Here is a 22520-nt window from a genome sequence, read left to right on the forward strand (position 1 = left end):
TTTGAATGCGACGACCATCAACAGCCTGTTCTTGATCGGCGCGTTGCTGGTAGGTGCGAGCATTCTGGTGAGTTCACTCTCGTCACGCCTCGGCATCCCGATCCTGGTGATCATCCTGGCCGTGGGTATGGCGGCCGGCGTCGATGGCGGCGGCATTATCTTCGACAACTACCCCACCGCTTATCTGGTCGGCAACCTGGCATTGGCGGTGATCCTGCTCGACGGCGGATTGCGTACCCGCGTGTCGAGTTTCCGCGTGGCGTTATGGCCGGCGCTGTCGCTGGCCACGGTCGGGGTGTTGATCACCACCGGGCTGACCGGCATGGCCGCGGCCTGGCTGTTCGACCTGAACCTGATCCAGGGCCTGCTGATCGGCGCCATCGTCGGCTCCACCGACGCCGCGGCGGTGTTTTCGCTGCTGGGCGGCAAAGGCCTGAACGAACGGGTGACCGCCAGCCTGGAGATCGAATCCGGCAGCAACGACCCGATGGCGGTGTTCCTCACCGTGACCCTGATCGACATGCTTGCCAGTGGCCAGACCGGCCTGCACTGGAGCCTGCTGACCCACCTGCTGCGCGAGTTCGGCATCGGTGGCGTCATCGGCCTCGGCGGTGGCTGGCTCATGCTGCAACTGGTCAACCGGATCAACCTGGCCACCGGCCTCTATCCCATCCTGGTCATTGCCGGCGGCCTGGTGGTGTTCGCCCTGACCAACGCCCTGCATGGCAGCGGTTTCCTGGCCGTGTACCTGTGCGGGCTGGTCATCGGTAACCGGCCCGTGCGCAGCCGCCACGGCATTCTGCACATGCTCGACGGCATGGCCTGGCTGGCGCAGATCGGTATGTTCCTGGTGCTGGGGCTGCTGGTCACGCCCCACGACCTGCTGCCGATTGCATTGCCGGCGCTGGGACTGGCTTTGTGGATGATCCTGTTTGCCCGGCCGTTGTCGGTGATGGTCGGCCTGCTGCCGTTCAAGGCCTTCCACGGGCGAGAGAAAGCGTTTATTTCCTGGGTAGGTCTGCGCGGTGCGGTTCCGATCATTCTGGCGGTGTTCCCGCTGATGGCGGGCCTGCCCAACGCCCAACTGTACTTCAACCTCGCCTTCTTTATCGTGCTGGTGTCGCTGCTGGTGCAAGGCACTAGCCTGCCATGGATCGCCAAGCTCCTGAAGGTAACCGTGCCGCCCGAGCCTGCGCCAATTTCCCGCTCCGCTCTGGAAGTGCACGTCACCAGCGAGTGGGAACTGTTCGTTTATCGTCTTGGCGCCGAAAAATGGTGCATCGGCTCGCCTCTTCGCGAACTGAAAATGCCGGAAGGCACGCGCATCGCCGCCCTGTTTCGTGGCCAGCAACTGCTCCATCCGTCGGGTAGTACGGTGCTCGAAGTCGATGATTTACTGTGTGTTATCGGCCACGAACACAACCTGGCGGCCCTCGGAAAACTGTTCAGCCAGGCACCGCAACGCGGCCTCGATTTGCGCTTCTTCGGCGACTTCGTACTCGAAGGAGACGCCCAGCTGGCCGCGGTTGCTGCCCTGTACGGGTTGAAGGTCGAAGGCATCGATCCGAGCATGTCGCTGGGCCACTTCATTGCCCAGAAAGTCGGCGGTGCACCCGTGGTCGGTGACCAGGTGGAATGGAACAATACCATCTGGACCGTCGCGGTCATGGAGGGGAACAAGATCGGCAAAGTGGGCGTCAGATTCCCCGAAGGAAGTCGCCCGGGTCCGGGTCTCTTCCTCTAAACTCCACTCTTCGTCCTGTTTTTGATCGGTCTCTATGTCAAGCCTGCGCACTTTTTTCGTCATGGTCCTTTTGGGGCTGAGCCTCTCTGTCGGTACAGTACAAGCCGCCGAACCGCCGAACCGCGAATCCGTGCAGGCGAGCCTGGACAAGATCGCCGACCGCAAACTGCCGGAAGCCGACCAGAAGGCCCTGCAATCGGTCCTGCAAAGCACGCTGACACAGCTCAACAGCCAGCGCGACTACGAGCAGAAGCTGGTCGACCTCAAGCAACAACTGGCGACCGCGCCCAAACTGACCATCGAGAACCAGCGTGAACTGGCCCGCCTGAAGGCCAGCAGCGTGGTGCCGGTGGCGCAACGCTTTGCCAAGGAGTCGATCCAGCAGCTTGAGCAAATGCTCACCGAACGGGCAACCCAGCAAAGCGATCTGCAAAAAGCCCTGGGCGACGCCAACAGCCTGATCATCACCGCCCAGACTCGCCCCGAACGCGCACAGGCGGAAATTTCCGCCAGCCAGACGCGCATCCAGCAGATCAACAACATCCTCAAGGCCGGCAAAGACGCCGGCAAGACCCTGAGCGGCGAGCAACGGGACCAGCTCAATGCCGAGCTCGCGGCCTTGAACGCCCTGATCCCGCTGCGCCGCCAGGAACTGGCGGGCAACACTCAGCTGCAAGACCTGGGCAACAGCCAGCATGATCTGCTGTCGGAAAAATCAGATCGCCTGGACCAGGAAATTCAAGAGCTGCAAAACCTGATCAACCAGAAGCGCCTCGCGCAGTCCCAGGAAACGGTCACCCAGCAATCGATCGAAGCCCAGAAGGCCGGCGGCAGCAGCCTGCTGGCCATCGAAAGCACGGCCAACCTGAAGCTCTCGGACTACCTGCTCAAAAGCACCGACCGCCTCAACGAAGTCACCCAGAAAAACCTGCAGACCAAGCAACAACTGGACAGCCTGACCCAGAGCGATTCCGCCCTGGACGAACAGATCAACGTGCTCAAGGGCAGCCTGCTGCTCTCCAAGATTCTCTACAAGCAGAAACAGGCCTTGCCGCGCCTTCGGGTCGACCGTGACCTGGCGGACCAGATCGCCGACATTCGCCTGTATCAGTTCGAAGTCAGCCAGCAACGGGAATTGCTCAGCAACCCGGCCGCCTACGTCGACAACCTGCTGTCGACCCAGCCGCCGGAACAAGTCACGCCGCAGCTGCGCAAGAGCCTGCTGGAACTGGCCACCACCCGCGCCGACCTGCTGGAGCGGCTGAACCGCGAACTGAGCGCGGTGCTCAACGAATCCATTACCCTGCAACTGAACCAGAAGCAATTGCTCAGCACGGCGCAGAGCCTGCGCGCGACCCTCGATGAGCAGATGTTCTGGATTCCCAGCAACAAGCCGCTGGATGTCGAGTGGATGCGCGCTGTGCCGGAACGCCTGAACCGTCAGGTCGACACCCTGCCCTGGGCCTCAAGCCTGAGTGAACTGGTCGACGGCCTGACCCAGCGCCCCCTGCTGTTCCTGCCGCTGGCGTTGCTGATTGGCGCACTGCTGTGGCGACGCAAGCAGCTGTATGCGCGCCTCAACAAGGTTCACCAGGACATCGGCCACTTCAAGCGCGACAGCCAGTGGCACACGCCCCAGGCCATTCTGATCAACATCCTGTTGGCGATGCCGGTGTCGCTGGGCCTCGCCCTGTGTGGCCTGGCCCTGCAAATCGACGCCCGCGGGCAGAACGCGAGCATGGGCGCGGCGTTGCTGCAAATGGCCGGGGCCTGGCTGGTGTTCTACACCGCCTACCGCATCCTGGCGCCAGGTGGCGTAGCGGAACTGCATTTCCGCTGGGAAAAACCCCAGGTCGAATTCCTCCGCGGCTGGGTTCGTCGCCTTGGCATGGTGGTGATGGCGCTGGTCACCGTGGTGGCGGTTGCCGAGCTGCAACCAGCGGCTTTGGCCGATGACGTGCTCGGCATGCCGGTGGTGCTGATCTGCTACGCCTTGATGACCTGGCTGCTCAGCCGCTTGCTGATCAGCAGCCCGACCCACGAGAACGCCTCGCTGTTCCGCAAGGTCCTGGGCATCGGGTTTACCGCGTTGCCCATCGCGCTGTTCGTGGCCGTGTGCTTTGGCTACTACTACACCGCGCTGAAACTCAGTGACCGGCTGATCAACACCCTTTACCTGCTGATGTTCTGGCTGGTGATCGAAGCGACCTTCGTGCGCGGCCTGAGCGTGGCGGCACGCCGCCTGGCCTACCAGCGCGCCCTGGCCAAACGCCAGGCGGCGAAGGAAGCCGGCGATGGCGAAGCGGTCATCGAAGAACCGACGATGGACATCGAGAAGGTCAACGAACAGTCCCTGCGCCTGATCCGCCTGGCGCTGCTGGGCGGCTTCATCGCCGCGCTCTACTGGGTCTGGGCCGACCTGATCACGGTGTTCTCGTACCTGGACAACGTCACCCTCTACGAATACACCAGCGGCACCGGAGCCAACATGAGCATGGTGCCCATCAGCATCGGCGACATGCTCGGCGCGCTGATCATCATCGGCATCACCTTTGCCCTGGCGCGTAACTTGCCGGGTCTGCTGGAAGTGTTCGTGCTGTCGAAGCTGAACCTGGCCCAGGGCAGCGCCTACGCCACCACCACGCTGCTGTCCTATGTGATCGCCGGCATCGGCTTCGTCTCGACCCTGTCGACCCTCGGCGTGAGCTGGGACAAGTTGCAATGGCTGGTCGCGGCACTGTCGGTAGGCCTTGGCTTCGGCATGCAGGAGATCTTCGCCAACTTCATCTCCGGCATCATGATCCTGTTCGAACGCCCGGTGCGCATTGGCGACACCATCACCATCGGCAACCTGTCGGGTACGGTGAGCAAGATCCGCATCCGCGCCACCACCATCACCGACTTCGACCGCAAGGACATCATCGTCCCGAACAAGACGTTCATTACCGGGCAACTGATCAACTGGTCGCTGACCGATACCATCACCCGAGTCACCCTCAAGCTCGGGGTCGACTACGGCTCGGACCTCGACCTGGTGAAAGAACTGCTGTTGAAAGCCGCACGGGAAAACCCCCGGGTGCTCAAGGAACCCGAGCCGCACGTGTACTTCCTGAACTTCGGCGAGAGCACCCTCGACCACGAACTGCGCATGCATGTGCGCGACCTGGGCGACCGCAACCCGGTGCTCGATGAGGTCAACCGCTTCATCAACCGCGAGTTCAAGAAGCAGCACATCAACATCTCGTTCCGCCAGATGGAGGTCTACCTCAAGAACCTTCACGGCCAGGAATATAAATTGGTGCCGATCGAACCGGAAACGAAAACCATCGTGCCAATGGTCGACGGCAAGCCGGCGCAGGAACCGCCCGCCGCCAAACTCGACTAACCGGCCAATCCCCAGCAGAATGCTCGGACATTCTGCTGGAGCCGGCCCTTGAAAGCCCTCGACGAACTGACCTTCGACAACCGCTTCGACCGCCTGGGCGATGCGTTTTCCGCCCACGTGCTGCCCGAACCTATCGACAACCCACGCTTGGTAGTCGCGAGCCCGGCTGCCATGGCCCTACTCGACCTCGACCCCGCAGTGGCCGAGACCCCAGAGTTCGCCGAGCTGTTCAGCGGCCACAAACTCTGGGCCGACGCGATTCCCAGGGCGATGGTCTATTCCGGTCATCAGTTCGGCTCCTACAACCCGCAACTGGGCGATGGTCGCGGCCTGTTGCTGGGCGAGGTGTACAACGAGGCAGGCGAGCATTGGGACCTGCACCTCAAGGGCGCCGGCCAGACGCCCTTTTCGCGCATGGGCGATGGCCGCGCGGTGCTGCGCTCCTCTATCCGCGAGTTCCTCGCCTCCGAAGCCTTGCATGCCCTGAACATCCCGACCACCCGGGCGCTGTGCGTGATCGGCTCCGACACCCCGGTCTGGCGGGAAAAACAGGAGCGCGCGGCCATGGTCCTGCGCCTGGCACCGAGCCATGTGCGCTTTGGGCATTTCGAATATTTCTACTACACCAAACGCCCCGAGCAGCAGAAAGTGCTGGGTGAGCATGTTCTGGCCATGCACTTTCCCGAGTGCCTGGAACAACCGGAACCGTACCTGGCGATGTTCCGCGAAATCGTCGAGCGCAACGCCGAACTGATCGCCAAGTGGCAGGCTTATGGCTTCTGCCACGGGGTGATGAACACCGACAACATGTCGATCCTCGGTATCACGTTCGATTTCGGCCCGTTCGCCTTCCTCGATGACTTCGACGCCAATTTCATCTGCAACCACTCCGATGATCAGGGTCGCTATTCATTCAGCAACCAGGTGCCGATCGGCCAGTGGAACCTCAGCGCCCTGGCCCAGGCCCTGACACCGTTCATCAGTGTCGAAGCCCTGCGCGAAACCCTGGGCCTGTACCTGCCGCTGTTCCAGGCCCATTACCTGGACCTGATGCGCCGCCGCCTGGGCCTGACCACCGCCGAGGACGACGACCAGAAGCTGCTGGAGCATCTGCTGCAATTGATGCAGAACAGCGGCGTCGATTACAGCCTGTTCTTCCGGCGCCTGGGTGAAGACTCACCCGAAGCGGCTATCTCCCGTTTGCGCGATGACTTCGTCGACCTCAAGGGTTTCGATGCCTGGGGCGAGCTCTATGTCGCGCGCGTGGCCCGAGAAGGCGAGGTGGATCAGGAGGAGCGTCGCAAGCGGATGCATGCCGTGAATCCGCTGTACATCCTGCGCAACTACCTGGCGCAGAAGGCTATCGATGCGGCGGAAAGTGGCGACTACTCGGAGGTTCGCCGACTGCACGCCGTGCTGAGCAAGCCGTTCGAGGAACAGCCGGGGATGGAAAGCTACGCCGAACGGCCGCCGGAGTGGGGCAAGCATCTGGAGATCAGTTGTTCGTCGTGAGACGCGTCAGATAAAGACGTCCACCGGCACATTGAAGCGCTCGGCCAACCAGCGGATCTGCCGCAGGTTGAGCTGGCGCTTGCCGCTCAGGATCTCGGAAACGACCGACTGAGGCCCGACGCCTGGCAGGTCGCTTTGAGTCAAACCATGTTCGCGCATCATGTATCCAAGCACTTCAGCACCTGTGGCTTGGGGCATTGGGTGATGCTTGTGATCCCATTCCTCAATCCAGTCACCGATGATGTCCACCAGACTCATCAGAGGATGCGACTCGTCAACTCCGGTCATCTCGAGTAACTCGTCGAGTGCCTGCACCAGCGTGTCATAGTCGTCTTCGTTTTTGGGTTTGCGTAGCAATGGCGCTACAAACTCCCAGTGCTCCGCTGCGTTTTTTATCAGAATGCTCATACCCTACCCTCCTTCCATTTACCGCGGTCATATTCGCGGTGATCCAGCACATGCTTGATGTAGATTTTTTGATGCCGATATCGAACGTAGGCGATCAGCCGTAATTTGTTACCACCAATATCGAAAACATGAAGCTCACCAACCTTGTCGGTTGCGGGAAATGAAGACTTCATTGCTGCAAAATCATTTGGCGTGACGCGCTTTACCGTTCGATACCACTGGTCCAGTGCACTGGCCGCCTGCGGCCACTTTTCCTTGGCATCCCAGATTCGTTTTTCGGAAAACACTCGCATGCAACATCCTTATCGCATTTCGCAATGGTGAGTTAATCACAGACTGAAAATATCGCAATATGCGATAACCCAAACCAGACCAGTGGTCTCGCTTAGTACGACTCAGCCTAGTTTTATCGAGCGACACCGCACAATTGAAAATATGAGCAAACGTCTCCAAATAGCAATGATCGGCTTCTCAACAGGACCTTCCTCATGACCGACCCACTCCTCATCCCCTGCCCCCACTGCAACGGCCTGAACCGTATTCCGGCGGAGCGCCTCAACGACCATCCGAAATGCGGACGCTGCAAGGCCGAAGTCCTGCTGAACAAGCCTTTCGAACTCAAGCAAGGCGATTACGCCAGTCAGATCAAGGGCGATCTGCCACTTTTGGTGGATGTGTGGGCAGACTGGTGCGGGCCGTGCAAGTCGTTTGCGCCGGTGTTCGAGCAGGCGGCGGGGCAATTGGCGGGCAAGTGTCGCCTGGCCAAGCTGGACAGCGAGGCGAACCAGCAACTGTCGACGCAATTGGGGATACGCTCGATTCCGAGCCTGATTCTGTTCAAGAACGGCCGGGAAGTTGCCCGCCAGAGTGGGGCCTTCCCGTTACCGCAGTTGCTGAGCTGGCTGCGTAGCCAAGGGATCTGACAACGATCCTGATCGCACCACCATTCAAAATGTGGGAGCGGGCTTGCTCGCGAATGCGGCGTTACAGTCAAGGACGATGTCGACTGAGGGAACGCTTTCGCGAGCAAGCCCGCTCCCACATGGGTTCTGTGTAAACAATGGAATCAGGCGTTTTCCAGCAGGTTGTGCAACTCGACAAACTGCTGAGTCAACTTGTGCCGCGGATCGAGATGGATCAGCGGCGTATTCGCCTGGTGGGATTCGCGCATACGCACCGAGCTGGCCAGGTACACCGGCAGCACCGGCAGGCCCTCGGCGATCAGTTCATCGAGGATTTGCTGGGGCAGGCTGGCGCGGGCCTGGAACTGGTTGACGACGATGCCCTCGACTTCCAGCCCTTCGTTATGGTCTTCCTTGAGCTCTTCGATTTCCGCCAGCACACCGTATAGCGCCTGACGCGAGAAACTGTCGCAATCGAAAGGAATTAGCACACGATCGGCGGCAATCAATGCTGAAACAGCATAGAAATTCAAAGCAGGAGGGGTATCGAGGTAAATCCGGTCGTAATCCTCGTCCAGCTCTTCAAGCAATTTTCGCAGCTTGTTGATCTTGTGCTTGGCCTCAAGCTTTGGCTGCAGGTCCGCCAATTCGGCAGTAGCGGTCACGACATGAAGGTTTTCGAATGGGGTTTCGTAGATGTCGACCTGGTTCTTCCTGGAGAAAGGCCCGGAGGACAGGGTCTGCTTGAAGAAATCGGCTATACCCATCGGGATATCGTCACCGGTGAGGCCGGTCAGGTACTGAGTGGAGTTGGCCTGGGCATCGAGATCGACCAACAAGGTGCGATAACCCTCGCTGGCGCTGACCGCCGCCAGATTGCAGGCAATACTGGATTTGCCCACGCCACCTTTCTGATTGAACACCACGCGCCGCATTGCAAAACCTCCGTGTATCAAAGAATGACCGAGTGTAGTGGTCCACGGCATGGCTTCGCTACCTCACAAACACAGGGACTACACGGTCATCAGCCTTTTCCTGCTGAAAAAGCCGCTGGCGCCTCATTGAACCGAGTTCAAAGCCGACAGACGGCCCATGAAAACGTGAATGATTGCCAATCGTTCAGTTTTTGCGAACTGACCGGTAAATCCCACTGGGCAAAATGTAACCAGCATTTGCTACAGGTTCGCCGCACCGGGATAATGCGCACCACTCGGCGCCAAGCGCCACGTAGGGTGTGCCGTGCCAATGCGTCACTCACCGCGTCAGGAAGCCTGCAAGGGCGGGATTGAATGTCTGTGATCAATTTCAACATCGCCCAGTGGCGCGCTTGGGCCCCGGGGCTTGAAAGCGTGGATGACTGGCAGGCCTGGTGCCGGCAACCCTCGATGTTGCCGGGCAGCGATGCCGCACCCGATGTCTCGTTCCTGCCGGCCATGCAGCGTCGGCGGCTCAGCCGTCTGGCGCGGATGGCCTTCAGTGTCGGCTGGCCATTGGCCGAAGGTCGTCAGGACCTGCCATTGGTCTTTGTTTCCCGTCACGGCGAAACCCCACGGACCTTCGATATTCTCAGCGACCTGGCCGTCGACCAGCCGCTGTCGCCGACCCAGTTCAGCCTGTCAGTGCATAACGCGATCATCGGCCTGTGGTCGATCATGCGCGGTGAAACCAGCGAAATGACTGCCCTGGCCGCCGCTGGCGACGGCCTGGAGCACGGCATGCTGGAGGCCGCGGCCCTGCTGGCTGAAGGCGCACCTGCGGTATTGCTGGTGATCACCGAAGAGCAGCCACCGCAGGCCTATTCGACCTGGATCGACGATGTGCCCTTCCCCTATGCCGTCGGCCTGCTGATTACCCCGGGCAATGACTGGCAGTTGACCCTGAACAGCGCCACGGATGCGTTGTCCAAAGCTCGCTGGCCTCACGCGCTGAATCTGTTGTGCACGCTGCTCGGCCCGCAAACCACCTGCCAACATGCCTGGAAAAATCGTGTATGGACCTGGCAACGCAGCCTGTGACTGAAAAAAACCGCGATGCCTATTATTGGCGGCTGCTGGCCACGGCCGCGAGCTTTGCCCTGTTCGGGCTGGGTGGCCTGTGCCTGCGCCTGGTGGTTTTCCCGCTGCTGGCCTGCCTGCCGGGTGATGCCCGGACCCACCGGTTGCGCGCGCGACAAACCGTCAGCCGCTGCTTCTGGTTGTTCGTCCGGTTCATGGCCCGCACTGGCGTGCTGACCTACGAGATTCAAGGTGCGGACAAACTCGGGCGACCGGGCCAGATGATCATCGCCAATCATCCATCGCTGATCGATGTGGTGTTCCTGATCGGGCTGGTCCCCCACGCCAACTGCGTGGTCAAGCAAAGCCTTTGGGATAACCCGTTCACTCGCACCCCCCTGCGTCGCACCGAATACATCAGCAACGACGGCAGCATGGACATGCTCGATGCCGCCGCCGATGCGCTCAAACAAGGCCAGCCCCTGATCATCTTTCCCGAAGGCACCCGCACCCAGCCGGGCCAGGCACCCGCCTTTCATCGGGGGGGCGCGGCAATTGCCCTGCGGGGTGCGAAAATCCTCACCCCCGTGGTGATCAAGGTCAGCCCGACCACACTGACCAAGGCCGAACCCTGGTATCGGATCCCCAAGCGCCGCGTACACTTCAGTATTCGCGTCGGGGCCGATATGGATCCCCAGACTTTCGCAGCGCTAGGCCCTGCCCCTCAGGCCTCGCGCAAGCTCAACGATTACTTGCATACCTATTTTACTAAGGAGCTCGCCAAAGATGAGCGATCTGCAGACTCATAACCTGGTGCTGGAAATAAAAACCCTGATCATCGACGCCCTCGGCCTCGAAGACATCAGCGCCGACGACATCGGCGACGAGCAGACGCTGTTCGGCGAAGGCCTGGGCCTGGACTCGGTGGATGCCCTGGAACTCGGCCTGGCCATCCAGAAAAAATACGGCATCAAGATCGATGCCGACGCCAAGGACACGCGCAATCACTTCAGTAACGTGGCGAGCCTTGCGGCCTTCGTCACCGCAAAACAGGCAGCTTGAGACCGGACCATGCAAACTCGTGACGACATTTTCATAACCCTGCGCGATGCCTTGGTCGAGCTGTTCGAACTGGACCCCGAACGGGTGAGCCTCGAATCCAACCTGTATCAGGACCTGGAAATCGACAGCATCGATGCGGTCGACCTGATCGATCACATCAAGCGCCAGACCGGCAAGAAGATCGCGGCCGAAGAATTCAAATCGGTGCGTACCGTCAGCGACGTGGTCGAGGCGGTCTACCGTCTGGTTCAACCGGCCGCATGAGTCGACTGATCGGCCTCAGCCTGCTGCTGGCGGGCCTGCTATACCCTTTTGCGGTGTATTTCGGCATGGAGCATTTCGCGCCGTGGCAGTTCGGGCTGCTGCTGGGCAGCCTGTGGCTGGCCCGCGCGCTGACCGGCAAGCGACGACCAGGCAGCTTGTGGATGGCATGCGTGGCCATCCTGTTCTGCCTGTTGCTGGCGCTGTTCGACAGTCCGTCGCTGCTGCGTTGGTATCCGGTACTGATCAGCGGGTTCATGCTGGGACTGTTCGGGCTGAGCCTGAAATACGGCCCGCCGATGGTTGAACGCCTGGCCCGCCTGCGCGAAGCGCATTTGCCGGTCAAGGCCATCCGCTATACCCGCCAGGTGACCATCGCCTGGTGCGTCTTTTTCCTGTGCAACGGGATCTGCGCTGCAGCCCTGACACTGTGGGCGCCGCTGAGCTGGTGGATGCTGTACACCGGCCTGATCTCCTACGGATTGATAGGCCTGATGTTTGCCATTGAATGGCTGATACGACAACGGGTACGAGGCCGCCCATGAACTGGATAAAACTTGAGCACCTGCTGCTCAAGGCCGAGCCGGAGCGTGCCGTGACGGCCGAACCGCAGCTCGATCACACACAATTGCGCGAGCAGGCCCTGCGCCTGGCCGCCAGCCTGCAAAACCGCGGTGTGCGGCGCATTGCCGTGCACCTTGAAGACGCCGCCGACCTGGCGATTGCCCTGTTGGGCGCATGGCGTGCCGGGGTAGGCGTGCTGCTGCCGGCCGACCTGCAACCGCAGACCCGCCAGCGCTGGTCCGGCGAAGTGGATGTATGGCTCACCGATCAGCCGGACGATGCACACCTGGGCGATTACCAGGATTCCCCCCTTGGCGCCGCCGCCCTCGACCTTGAAGGCTGCTCGCTGAGCCTGTGCACCTCCGGCTCCAGCGGCGAACCCAAGCGCATCGAAAAAAACCTGGGCCAACTGGTCAATGAAGTTGAGGCCCTGGAACAGCTGTGGGGCGCCGACCTGGGTTCGGCTTGCATCATTGGCAGCGTCGCCACCCAGCACATCTATGGCCTGCTGTTTCGGGTACTGTGGCCACTGTGCGCGGGGCGCCCGTTCGTGCGCAGGCAACTGGCCTTCCCGGAAGACCTGCAGCGCGCCAGTCGCGAGTACCCGGCCTTCGCCTGGGTGGCCAGCCCGGCCCTGCTCAAGCGCATGGGCGACAACCTCGACTGGGCAGCGCTGAGCGCGGTGCGTCGGGTATTTTCCTCCGGTGGCGCACTGCCAGCCGAGGCCGCGCAGCGCCTGCAACAACGCCTTCACCAATGGCCGACGGAAATTTTCGGCAGTTCGGAAACGGGCGGCATCGCCTGGCGCCAGGGTCAGTCCCTGTGGCAGCCCTTTGCCAACGTTCAGTTGAGCCAGGACGACCAGGGGGCCTTGCTCATCACCTCGCCCTACTTGCCTGACGGCCATATCGAGCACACGGCCGATGCCGCGCGAATTGCGGCTGACGGCCGCTTCGAACTGCTCGGACGCCTGGATCGGATCGTCAAGCTGGAAGAGAAACGCATCTCGCTGCCGATGCTGGAGCAGGCGCTGATGGCCCACGACTGGGTGGCCGAAGCGCGCCTGGGTGTCGTTCAGGAAAACCGCGCCTCGTTGGGCGCGCTGGTGGTCCTGACTGACGCGGGCCTGCATGTACTGCGCAATCAAGGACGACGCACACTCACGGAACAATTGCGGCAACACCTGAGCCTGCATTGCGAAACCCTGGCCTTGCCAAGGCGCTGGCGCCTGCTGCAACAACTGCCGCTCAACGCCCAAGGCAAACTGCCCCAGGCCGACGTCGAAGCCCTGCTACTGGCGCCGCGCCCCAAGGCACCTGTGGTGCTCGAACAGGTCGAAGCCGACGGTGAGTGGAGCCTGCAACTGGCTGTACCCCCGGACCTTGCCTATTTCAGCGGGCACTTCCCTACCGCGCCGGTGCTGCCCGGTGTGGTGCAGGTGGAGTGGGCAATGCATCTGGGCCAACAGCTGATGAACCTGCCGGAGACATTCGCCGGCATGGAAGTGCTCAAGTTCCAGCAACTGATCCGTCCCGGCGATGAAGTCCAGTTGCACCTGCGCTTCGACCCGAGCCGCGGCAAACTGTATTTCGCCTATCGCAACGAAACCGCCACCTGCTCCAGCGGGCGGATCCTGCTGGTGGCGGCGCATGCATAATCCCTGCGCCGTGGTGCCGGTCTACAACCACGAAACCGCGATCACCACCGTGGTCGATGCGCTGCTCGCCAGCCACCTGCCGTGCATTCTGGTGGACGACGCCAGCAGCCCGGCCTGTGCCAGGGTGCTCGATCAATTGGCGTTGCGCGACAACGTGCACCTGATCCGCCTCGCCGCCAACCAGGGCAAGGGCGGAGCGGTCATGACCGGTTTTCGCGAAGCCTCGCGCCTGGGGTTCAGCCACGCCTTGCAGGTGGATGCCGACGGCCAGCACGACCTGCAGGATGTGCAACGTTTTATCGAACGCTCCCGCGCCCATCCCGAAGCCGTAGTCTGTGGCTATCCGCTCTACGATGACAGCGTGCCGAAGGGTCGTTTGTACGCCCGCTACCTGACCCACGTCATGGTCTGGATCAACACCCTGTCGTTGCAGATTCGCGATTCCATGTGCGGCTATCGCGTCTATCCCTTGCCGCCGGTGCTGGCGCTGATCGAATCGGCGAAGATCGGCAAGCGCATGGACTTCGACTCGGACATCCTGGTCCGCCTGGCCTGGCGCGGACTGCCGATGTTATGGCTGCAAACCAGGGTGCATTACCCGATGGACGGTGTTTCACATTTCCGCATGTTCCACGACAACGTGCTGATTTCGAGCATGCACACCCGGTTGTTCTTCGGCATGTTATTGCGCTCGCCCGTGATTCTCTGGCGACGGTGGCGCCCATGAGCGTCAACAAGGAGCACTGGGCCGATCGCGAGGAACGCGGCAGCTTCTGGCTGATGAAATTCACCGCCGTCGCCGCCAAACTGCTGGGTCGTCGACTGCTGAGCCCGTTGCTGTACGGCATCGTCCTGTACTTTTTCCTGTTCGGCCGCAGTGCCCGCCACAGTGCCTGGCAGTACCAGCAACGGCTCGCCGACTGGAGCGGTCGCGACGAACTGCGCCCGAGCCATTGGCGAGTGTTCGGCCAGTTCATGGCTTTCGCCGACTCCCTGCTCGACAAGCTCGACGTGTGGAACGGCAAGCTGAGCATCGAGCAGATCGAAATCATCGACCCGGCGCTGCTGCGCAACCAGCTGCGCGGCACCCGCGGGCAAATGCTCGTGGGCGCTCACCTGGGCAATCTCGAAGTCTGCCGCGCCCTGGCGGAGATCGGCGAACGTGTCACCATGAACGTGCTGGTGCACACCAAGCATGCCGAACGCTTCAATCGCTTGCTGGGCGAAGCCGGTGCGACCAATCTGCGGCTGATCCAGGTCAGTGAGCTGGACCCGGTGATCATGCTGCAACTGCACGAACGCCTGGAACGCGGCGAATGGCTGGCGATTGCCGGCGACCGCGTGCCGCTGCACGGCGGGCGTAGTGTGACGGTGGACTTCCTGGGTCACCCGGCAAAATTCCCGCAAGGGCCGTGGCTGCTGGCCGGGCTGCTGAAATGCCCGGTCAACCTGCTGCTGTGCCTGAAGAAGCCCGATGGCGACTATCGACTGACCCTCGAGCCCTTCGCTGACGCGATCGCCTGGAAACGCAGCGACCGTGAACAGGTCATTCATCAGTGGGCCTCCCGCTATGCCGAGCGCCTGAGTCACTATTGCCTCGAAGCGCCTCAGCAATGGTTCAACTTTTACCCTTTCTGGAAGACCGATGACGACGCCAACGCTTGAGCCTGTAATCTTCGGCGAACGCCCTTTGCGCATCGACGATGTGCTGGCCCTGGCCAACCGCCAGGCGCCGGCGCAATTGCAGGGCGATCCGCCGTTCCGCCAGCGCATCGCCAAAGGCGCGCAGTTCCTCGATTCCCTGCTGGACAAGGAAGGCGTGATCTACGGCGTTACCACCGGCTACGGTGATTCCTGCGTGGTCGCGGTGCCGCTGCATCACGTCGAGGCCTTGCCGCGTCATCTGTACACCTTCCACGGCTGCGGCCTGGGCAAGCTGCTGGACGCGCAGGCCACCCGCGCGGTGCTGGCGGCCCGTTTGCAGTCGCTTTGCCAGGGTGTGTCCGGGGTGCGCGTGGAACTGCTGGAACGCCTGCAGGCGTTCCTTGAACACGACATTTTGCCGCTGATTCCGGAAGAAGGTTCGGTGGGCGCCAGCGGCGATCTGACGCCGCTGTCGTACGTCGCCGCCACACTGTCCGGCGAGCGTGAAGTGATGTATCGCAGCGAGCGCCGGCAAGCCGCCGATGTGCACCGCGAACTTGGCTGGCAGCCGCTGGTGCTGCGGCCCAAGGAAGCCCTGGCGTTGATGAACGGTACCGCCGTGATGACCGGGCTCGCCTGCCTGGCCTACGCCCGCGCCGATTACCTGCTGCAACTGGCCACGCGCATTACCGCGCTGAATGTGGTGGCGCTGCAAGGCAACCCGGAGCATTTCGACGAGCGCCTGTTCGCCGCCAAGCCGCACCCGGGGCAGATGCAAGTCGCCGCGTGGCTACGCAAGGACCTGGCCATCGACGCACCGACAGCGCCGCTGCATCGCCTGCAGGACCGCTACTCGCTGCGTTGCGCGCCCCATGTCCTCGGCGTGCTGGCCGACAGCCTGAACTGGCTGCGCTCGTTCATTGAAATCGAGCTCAACAGCGCCAACGATAACCCGATCATCGATGCCGAGGCCGAGCGCGTGCTGCATGGCGGGCACTTCTACGGCGGGCACATCGCGTTCGCCATGGACAGCCTGAAAAACCTCGTGGCCAACGTCGCCGACCTGCTCGATCGACAACTCGCCCTGTTGGTGGATGAGCGCTACAACCACGGCTTGCCGAGCAACCTGTCCGGCGCCACGGCCGACCGCGCCATGCTCAACCACGGCTTCAAGGCCGTGCAGATCGGCACCAGCGCCTGGACCGCCGAAGCACTGAAAAACACCATGCCGGCCAGCGTGTTCTCGCGCTCCACCGAGTGCCATAACCAGGACAAGGTGAGCATGGGCACCATCGCGGCCCGTGATGCGATCCGCGTGCTGGAGCTGACCGAGCAGGTCGCCGCCGCGACCTTGCTGGCCGCCAACCAGGGCGTGTGGCTGCGCGCCCAGGCCGAGGATGCACGGCCGCTGCCACCGGCCCTGGCGGCCATGCACGAAGCACTGGCCAAGGATTTTCCGCCGGTCATCGAAGACCGCGCGCTGGAAGGCGAATTGCGCCTGTGTCTGCAACGAATCGCCGCACAACACTGGAGGCTGCATGCGTAGCAAGGGAGTGCTTCACACCGATACACAAATCGTCGTGCCGTTCTTCGACGTCGACCGGATGAACGTCGTCTGGCACGGTCATTACGTCAAATACCTGGAAATCGCCCGCTGCGCATTGCTCGACAAGATCGGCCACAACTACACGGCTATGTCCGAGTCGGGTTATGCGTGGCCGGTGATCGACCTGCAATTGCGCTACGTACGCGGTGCGGAGTTCGGGCAGAAGCTCAACGTGCGCGCCAATCTGGTGGAATGGGAGAACCGGTTAAAGATCAACTACCTGATCAGTGACCTGGAAACCGGCGAGCGCCTGACTCGCGCCGTGTCCGTGCAGGTTGCGGTCGACATGAGCAATCGCGAAATGCAATTGGCCTCGCCCAAGGTGTTCACCGATGCCGTAGCGAGGGTTCTGCCATGATTGTGTCCCCTGTAGGAGCGGGCTTGCCCGCGATGGTCGTTAACGGTGACGCTGGGCACCTGACACTCCGCGGTGCTCTCAGGTTTTTCGCGAGCAAGCTCGCTCCTACAGTGTTTTGCGTATTGCTGGGCATTCCAGGGCTGGCCAACGCCTTCGACCTGCAGCAACTCAGCGAGCAACTGGCCAGGCCCGAGGTGATCCACGGCAACTTCATCCAGGAAAAACACCTGCGCGCCCTGCCCCAGCCACTGACCAGCAAGGGCACTTTCGTCCTGGCGAAAAATCATGGCCTGTTGTGGCTGCTGAAAACGCCGTTGCAACAGGACTACCGCATCAACGCCGCAGGCATTGCCCGGCGTGACGCCAGCGGCTGGCAGATGCTGCCGGGCAAGAGTGCCGGCGCCGAGCAGAACCGCTTGTTCCTGGCCGTCCTGCAAGGCGACAGCAGCGGGCTGCAACGGGACTTCGAGCTGTCTCTCGCGGGCGACGCGCAGAACTGGACACTGACATTGACGCCGCGCTCGATGCTGCTCAAGCAGGTGTTCAACCAGATCAACATCACCGGCGGCGAACTGGTGCACAGCATCGAGTTGCTGGAAACCCAGGGCGACAGCACCCTGTTGCGCATGCAGGACAGCACCAGCGCGCAACCCTTGAGCGACACGGAGCAGCATGACTTTGCCGAGTGAACGCAGGCTGCCGTGGCTGTTCCTGATCCTGCTGGTGGCAGTGCTGGCGCTCGCCGGCTGGCAATGGCGCAACGGCGCCCCACTGTCGGCCAACCTGATGGAACTGGTGCCCGGCACCGCGCCGGATGCGCTGGAATTGCGCGCCGAACAACGCATGCAGGAGCCGCTGAACCGAGAAATGCTGGTGCTGGTTGGCCATAGCGATAGGCAGCAAGCCATCGCCATGGCGCAAACGCTGGGGGATCAGTGGCAAGCCAGCGGCCTGTTCGAAAAGGTCCAATGGAACCTGCAAGCCGACTTGCCGGCGTTGCGCACGCAACTGCTGCAAGGCCGACTGGCCATGCTCGCGGCCGATGATCGCGAGCAATTGATCGAGCACCCCGACGCCTTTATCCAGCAACGGGTGCAGGCGCTATTCGACCCCTTCACCGGCTTCAGCCTGGTGCCGAGCCAGGATGACTGGCTGGGCCTGACCGGGCGCATCCAGAACAGCCAGCCACAGCACGGTGCCGTGCAACTGGACATTGGCAGTGGCGCCTTGATCGCCGAGGCCGATGGCAAGCACTGGGTGCTGTTGCGGGCGCGGGCCACCGGCAACGCCTTCGACATGAACCTGCCGCTGCAAGTGGCCGACCTGCTCCAGCACAGCCGCGATGAAGCCGCCCGGGCCGACGTGCAACTGCTCGCCGCCAGTGGCTTGTTGTACGCAGCCAACGGCCAGCGCCAGGCGTCCCGGGAGATGACCTGGGTCGGGGGCGGTGCCACCGTCGGGATCCTGTTGTTGCTGTTGCTGGCCTTCCGCCGCTGGCGTGTCCTGCTGGCGTTCGTTCCGGTGCTGGTGGGCATGCTGTTCGGCGCGGTGGCCTGCGTGGCACTGTTCGGCCACATGCATGTGATGACGCTGGTACTGGGTTCGAGCCTGATCGGTGTCGCCGTCGATTACCCCCTGCATTATTTGTCCAAGAGCTGGAGCCTGAAACCCTGGCACAGCTGGCCGGCGCTGCGCCTGACCTTGCCGGGCCTGACCCTGAGCCTGGTCACCAGCGCCATCGGCTACCTGGCCCTGGCCTGGACGCCCTTTCCGGCCTTGACCCAGATCGCCGTGTTTTCGGCGGCAGGTCTGCTGGGTGCCTATTTGTCCGCGGTGTGCCTGCTGCCGGCGCTGCTCAAGGGTGCCGAGCTGCGCCCGGCGCAATGGCCACTGCGGCTTTGCGAATATTTACTGGGCTGCCGCGAAGCGTTACTGCGGTATTTGAGCACGCCGGTATTGCTGGCATTGCTGATCGCTTTTTGTGCCGGCGGCCTGGTGCAGCTCCAGACTAAAAACGACATCCGCCAGTGGGTCGGCGCGCCGCAGCAGTTGACCGACGAAGCGCAGACCATTGCGCGAATCACCGGCTATCAACCCACCAGCCAGTTCTTCCTGGTGCAGGCGGCCGACCAACAGCAATTACTCGAACGCCAGGGCGCCCTGAGTGAACGCCTGGATCAGTTGGTTGGCCTGGAGAAACTCCAGGGCTACCTGTCACTCAATCAACTGGTCAGCCCGCCCAGCGAACAACGCAAGGTTCGCGAGGCATTGAGCAAATTGCCGGCTTTCTGGCAGCCGTTGCTCGATGTCGGCGTCCCGGCTCAGGCGCTGCAGGCGGAGTTGAGCCAATTGCAGGCGCTGCCCGTCGAAGACATCGACAGCGCGCTGGCCGGTCCCTTGGCCGAGCCGTATCGCCTATTGTGGCTGGGGCCGTCCGCTGACGGCGTGGCAGCGATGGTCAGCTTGCAGGGCCTGAACAATCCTGCCCTGTTGCGGGTACAGGCCGAGGATTTGCCAGGCGTGAAACTGGTGGACCGACTGGGCGAGTTGAACAGCGTGTTCGCCGCCACCCAGATCAGCGCCGCCGAACTGAAACTCGCCTCCTGCGTGCTGATCGTGCTGGTGCTGATCCTGCCGTTCGGTCTTGGTGGCGCACTGCGCATCGTCTCCCTGCCCTTGCTGGCGGCCTTGTGCAGCCTGGCCAGCCTCGGCTGGCTGGGGCAGCCGTTGACCCTGTTCAGCCTGTTCGGCCTGCTGCTGGTGACGGCGATCAGCGTCGACTACGCCATCCTCATGCGCGAACAGGTTGGCGGCGCCGCCGTGAGCCTGCTGGGCACCTTGCTGGCCGCGCTGACCACCTGGCTGTCGTTCGGCCTGCTGGCGGTATCGAGCACGCCAGCGGTGAGCAACTTCGGCCTGTCGGTGAGCCTGGGGCTGATTTTCAGCTTCCTGCTCGCGCCCTGGGCCGGTCGCCAGGTGCACGCCGCCAGCCTCACGGAGCCAACTCAATGATGATCGGGCTGTTCTGGGCGATGGCCCTGGTACTGTTCGCCGTAGCGACCCGGGTCGGGCGCCATTTCGGCCTGATCCCCATCGTCAGCCAGTTGCTGCTGGCAACCCTCGGCTTGCCCCTGCTGATGTACTTCTGGATCGAACCACAATGGCAACTGAGCGGCGCAGCACTGGTATCACCTGGCTGGCTGAAGAACCTCTACAGCCTGAGTTTCGCCCTGCTGCTGGGCTATATCCTCAGCGATGTGATCGATCTGCAACTGGACCGCCAGAGCTTGAAAATCGCCCTGCCGAGTTTCTGCATTCCGTTCTCGTGCGGCCTGGCCACGGCCATCTGGCTGTTGCCGCCGCAATCCTGGATCAGTTCGCTGGCGGTCGGGCTGCTGTTCGCCATCACCGCGATCCCGGTGTTATACCTGTACCTGCGGCATATTAATTACCCGCACAGCGCCACCCGGCGACTGGTGCAGACCGCGATCATCATCGACCTGGCCTGCTGGACCCTGTTCGCCATCGCCCAGGGCAGCCTGCACCTGAGCAGCCTGTTGCTGCCCCTGGCCGGCGCCTGCCTGCCCGTGCTGCTGCGGTTGTTGGGCCTGCGGCAAACCTGGCTCTACAGCCTGGGCTTTTTCGCGTTACTGGTGGTCGCCGAACACTACAAGCTCAATGCGCTGATTTTCGGCATCGGCTATGTACTGGTCATGGCGGCGCTCAAGGCGCCGCTGGTGCTGCCATTGCCGGCGATCTGGATGAACCGCTTGCAGACGTACATCGCCATTCCGCTGATACTCACCTTCGGTATCGTGCAGATCAACGTGCACAGCGCCATGGACAGCCTCGGCTGGGTGCAGCTGGCGGCCCTGCTGCTGTTGCCGATCGCCAGCAAGCTGCTGGGCAACTGGCTCGGCCTTGGCTGGGCCGGCGCCTCGTTCCAGGGCGCCAGTCGCTGGCGCGAAAGCGTATTGCTGAACATTCGCGGCTTGAGCGAAATCGTCTTTCTCAACCTGCTGCTGCAACAACAGCTCATCAGCCCGGCGCTGTACTTTGCGCTGATGCTGATGGGCCTGGTCGCGACCCTGCTGCCGGCATTGGCCGGCATGCACCGGATCCCATTGATAGCTGCCGCCCAGGCAAGGAGCCCCCATGCCAACCGTTGAAACGCAACGTCGTCAGATCGTGGTCATCGGCGCGGGTCCCTCAGGGGCCATCGCCGCCGCGCTGCTCAAGCGCAAGGGGCATGACGTACTGGTGATCGAACGCCAGCATTTCCCGCGGTTTTCCATCGGCGAAAGCCTGTTGTCCCACTGCCTGGATTTCGTCGAGGAAGCGGGCATGCTCGACGCCGTCAATGCGGCGGGTTTCCAGTTGAAAACCGGCGCGGCGTTTGCCTGGGGCGAGCGCTACAGCACCTTCGATTTCGGCGACACCTTCACCCAGGGCAAACCCACGACTTTCCAGGTCCAGCGCGCCGATTTCGACAAACTGCTGGCTGACCAGGCAGCGCTGCAGGGCGTGGAAATCCGCTATGGCGAAACCATCGTCAGCGTCGATATCGAACAGCCCAAGCCGTTGCTCGGCGTACGGCGCGAAGACGGCAGCGAGTACCGCATCGAGGCTGACTTCATGCTCGACGCCAGCGGTTACGGCCGTGTCCTGCCGCGCCTGCTCGACCTTGAAGCACCGTCGAATTTCCCGGTGCGCCAGGCGGTGTTCACCCATGTCGAAGACCATATCGACCACCCGAACTTCGACCGCACCAAGATCCTCATCACCACCCATCCCACCCAGCGTGACGTCTGGTTCTGGACCATTCCGTTCAGCAATGGCCGCTGCTCGGTCGGCGTGGTGGCCGCTGCGGAGCATTTCGAGGGTCGCAGCGATAACCTCGACGATTGTCTGCGCGGTTTCATTGCCGAGACTCCCAGCCTGGCCGGGGTACTGGACAACGCCGTGTGGGATACGCCGGCACGCACCATCGGCGGCTACTCGGCCAACGTCAAAACCCTGCACGGTCGCGGTTTCGCCTTGCTGGGCAATGCCGCGGAATTTCTCGACCCGGTGTTTTCCTCCGGCGTGACCATCGCCATGCGCTCGGCGAGCATGGCCGCAAGCGTCCTGCACCGCCAGCTGCAAGGCGACTCCGTGGACTGGCAGCGTGAATTCGCCGAACCGCTCAAGCGCGGGGTCGATACGTTCCGCTGCTACGTCGAGGGCTGGTACGCCGGGACTTTCCAGGACGTGATCTACTACCCGGATGGCAATCCGGAAATCCGCCGCATGATCAGCTCGATCCTCGCCGGTTATGCCTGGGACGAGCGCAATCCATTCGTCGCTGAACCGAAACGCCGGCTGCGGATGTTGTCAGAACTCTGTGCAAGGGATGCGACATGAGCAACATGGTGCGCCAGCCC

At 62.2% G+C, this 22520-nt stretch carries 21 protein-coding genes; 18 read left to right on the top strand and 3 right to left on the bottom strand.

All coding sequences use genetic code 11. The annotated features are described in order from the left end of the window. Nucleotide 1 precedes the first annotated feature (1 nt). Genes SOP95_RS05005 through selO form a run of 3 tightly spaced genes read left to right on the top strand, consistent with a single transcriptional unit; the run spans nt 2 to nt 6641 of the window. On the top strand, nt 2–1744 hold the full coding sequence (locus SOP95_RS05005) for a potassium/proton antiporter (protein WP_323606454.1): 1743 nt from the start codon (nt 2–4) through the stop codon (nt 1742–1744). Nucleotides 1745–1778: 34 nt separating this feature from the next. Then, entirely contained in the window at nt 1779–5129 is a 3351-nt protein-coding gene (mscK, locus tag SOP95_RS05010) for a mechanosensitive channel MscK (protein ID WP_323606455.1), read from the top strand. Nucleotides 5130–5177: 48 nt separating this feature from the next. Next, nucleotides 5178–6641, top strand: coding sequence for a protein adenylyltransferase SelO (gene selO / locus SOP95_RS05015; protein WP_323606456.1), 1464 nt, complete (start codon nt 5178–5180; stop codon nt 6639–6641). A gap of 6 nt (nt 6642–6647) precedes the next feature. Here the strand turns inward: selO and SOP95_RS05020 are convergent, their stop codons facing one another. Together SOP95_RS05020 and SOP95_RS05025 are read right to left on the bottom strand one after the other, a co-directional pair. Further along, a complete protein-coding gene (locus tag SOP95_RS05020; protein WP_274076053.1) occupies nt 6648–7049 on the bottom strand; it encodes a helix-turn-helix domain-containing protein in 402 nt (133 codons plus the stop codon). Further along, a complete protein-coding gene (locus SOP95_RS05025; protein ID WP_274076054.1) occupies nt 7046–7342 on the bottom strand; it encodes a type II toxin-antitoxin system HigB family toxin in 297 nt (98 codons plus the stop codon). The genes SOP95_RS05020 and SOP95_RS05025 overlap by 4 nt, the downstream gene beginning before the upstream one ends. 195 nt (nt 7343–7537) lie before the next feature. Between SOP95_RS05025 and trxC the strand changes: the two genes are divergently transcribed. Then, a complete protein-coding gene (trxC, locus tag SOP95_RS05030) occupies nt 7538–7972 on the top strand; it encodes a thioredoxin TrxC (protein WP_323606457.1) in 435 nt (144 codons plus the stop codon). A gap of 143 nt (nt 7973–8115) precedes the next feature. On the opposite strand, the gene SOP95_RS05035 is transcribed toward trxC, so the two are convergent. Further along, a complete protein-coding gene (locus SOP95_RS05035) occupies nt 8116–8886 on the bottom strand; it encodes a ParA family protein (RefSeq protein WP_323606458.1) in 771 nt (256 codons plus the stop codon). 354 nt (nt 8887–9240) lie between these two features. Between SOP95_RS05035 and SOP95_RS05040 the strand changes: the two genes are divergently transcribed. Genes SOP95_RS05040 through SOP95_RS05105 form a run of 14 tightly spaced genes read left to right on the top strand, consistent with a single transcriptional unit; the run spans nt 9241 to nt 22500 of the window. Further along, nucleotides 9241–9966 (top strand): beta-ketoacyl synthase chain length factor, encoded by a 726-nt coding sequence (locus SOP95_RS05040; protein ID WP_274076057.1) that lies wholly within the window; start codon nt 9241–9243, stop codon nt 9964–9966. Continuing rightward, the gene (locus SOP95_RS05045; protein WP_274076058.1) at nt 9942–10754 is read left to right on the top strand and encodes a lysophospholipid acyltransferase family protein; all 813 of its coding nucleotides are present in this window, start codon (nt 9942–9944) and stop codon (nt 10752–10754) included. Before SOP95_RS05040 ends, SOP95_RS05045 begins: the two co-directional genes overlap by 25 nt. Beyond that, nucleotides 10732–11007: a phosphopantetheine-binding protein gene (locus tag SOP95_RS05050; RefSeq protein WP_274076059.1), complete on the top strand. Its 276-nt coding sequence runs from the start codon at nt 10732–10734 to the stop codon at nt 11005–11007. Before SOP95_RS05045 ends, SOP95_RS05050 begins: the two co-directional genes overlap by 23 nt. Before the next feature lie 9 nt (nt 11008–11016). Continuing rightward, nucleotides 11017–11271 carry an acyl carrier protein gene (locus tag SOP95_RS05055; RefSeq protein ID WP_046819912.1) on the top strand — a complete coding sequence of 85 codons (255 nt, stop codon included), beginning with the start codon at nt 11017–11019 and terminating at the stop codon, nt 11269–11271. Next, complete coding sequence (locus SOP95_RS05060; protein ID WP_274076060.1) at nt 11268–11813, top strand: hypothetical protein; 546 nt, start codon at nt 11268–11270, stop codon at nt 11811–11813. Before SOP95_RS05055 ends, SOP95_RS05060 begins: the two co-directional genes overlap by 4 nt. Continuing rightward, nucleotides 11810–13489, top strand: coding sequence for an AMP-binding protein (locus SOP95_RS05065; protein WP_323606459.1), 1680 nt, complete (start codon nt 11810–11812; stop codon nt 13487–13489). The genes SOP95_RS05060 and SOP95_RS05065 overlap by 4 nt, the downstream gene beginning before the upstream one ends. Next, the gene (locus SOP95_RS05070) at nt 13482–14216 is read left to right on the top strand and encodes a glycosyltransferase family 2 protein (protein WP_323606460.1); all 735 of its coding nucleotides are present in this window, start codon (nt 13482–13484) and stop codon (nt 14214–14216) included. The genes SOP95_RS05065 and SOP95_RS05070 overlap by 8 nt, the downstream gene beginning before the upstream one ends. Further along, nucleotides 14213–15154: an LpxL/LpxP family acyltransferase gene (locus SOP95_RS05075; RefSeq protein ID WP_274076063.1), complete on the top strand. Its 942-nt coding sequence runs from the start codon at nt 14213–14215 to the stop codon at nt 15152–15154. The genes SOP95_RS05070 and SOP95_RS05075 overlap by 4 nt, the downstream gene beginning before the upstream one ends. Beyond that, nucleotides 15135–16679, top strand: coding sequence for an HAL/PAL/TAL family ammonia-lyase (locus tag SOP95_RS05080; RefSeq protein WP_274076064.1), 1545 nt, complete (start codon nt 15135–15137; stop codon nt 16677–16679). The genes SOP95_RS05075 and SOP95_RS05080 overlap by 20 nt, the downstream gene beginning before the upstream one ends. Then, nucleotides 16672–17097 carry an acyl-CoA thioesterase gene (locus SOP95_RS05085; protein ID WP_323606461.1) on the top strand — a complete coding sequence of 142 codons (426 nt, stop codon included), beginning with the start codon at nt 16672–16674 and terminating at the stop codon, nt 17095–17097. Before SOP95_RS05080 ends, SOP95_RS05085 begins: the two co-directional genes overlap by 8 nt. Then, nucleotides 17094–17786 (top strand): outer membrane lipoprotein carrier protein LolA, encoded by a 693-nt coding sequence (locus tag SOP95_RS05090; protein WP_323606462.1) that lies wholly within the window; start codon nt 17094–17096, stop codon nt 17784–17786. The genes SOP95_RS05085 and SOP95_RS05090 overlap by 4 nt, the downstream gene beginning before the upstream one ends. Further along, nucleotides 17770–20109: an MMPL family transporter gene (locus tag SOP95_RS05095; protein WP_323606463.1), complete on the top strand. Its 2340-nt coding sequence runs from the start codon at nt 17770–17772 to the stop codon at nt 20107–20109. The genes SOP95_RS05090 and SOP95_RS05095 overlap by 17 nt, the downstream gene beginning before the upstream one ends. Beyond that, nucleotides 20106–21266 (top strand): sodium:proton antiporter, encoded by a 1161-nt coding sequence (locus tag SOP95_RS05100; protein WP_323606464.1) that lies wholly within the window; start codon nt 20106–20108, stop codon nt 21264–21266. The genes SOP95_RS05095 and SOP95_RS05100 overlap by 4 nt, the downstream gene beginning before the upstream one ends. After that, nucleotides 21253–22500, top strand: coding sequence for an NAD(P)/FAD-dependent oxidoreductase (locus SOP95_RS05105; protein WP_323606465.1), 1248 nt, complete (start codon nt 21253–21255; stop codon nt 22498–22500). The genes SOP95_RS05100 and SOP95_RS05105 overlap by 14 nt, the downstream gene beginning before the upstream one ends. Nucleotides 22501–22520 lie beyond the last annotated feature (20 nt).

Origin of the sequence: Pseudomonas sp. YuFO8 (genome assembly GCF_035065025.1) — a bacterium.
Taxonomy (GTDB): domain Bacteria; phylum Pseudomonadota; class Gammaproteobacteria; order Pseudomonadales; family Pseudomonadaceae; genus Aquipseudomonas; species Aquipseudomonas putida_AE.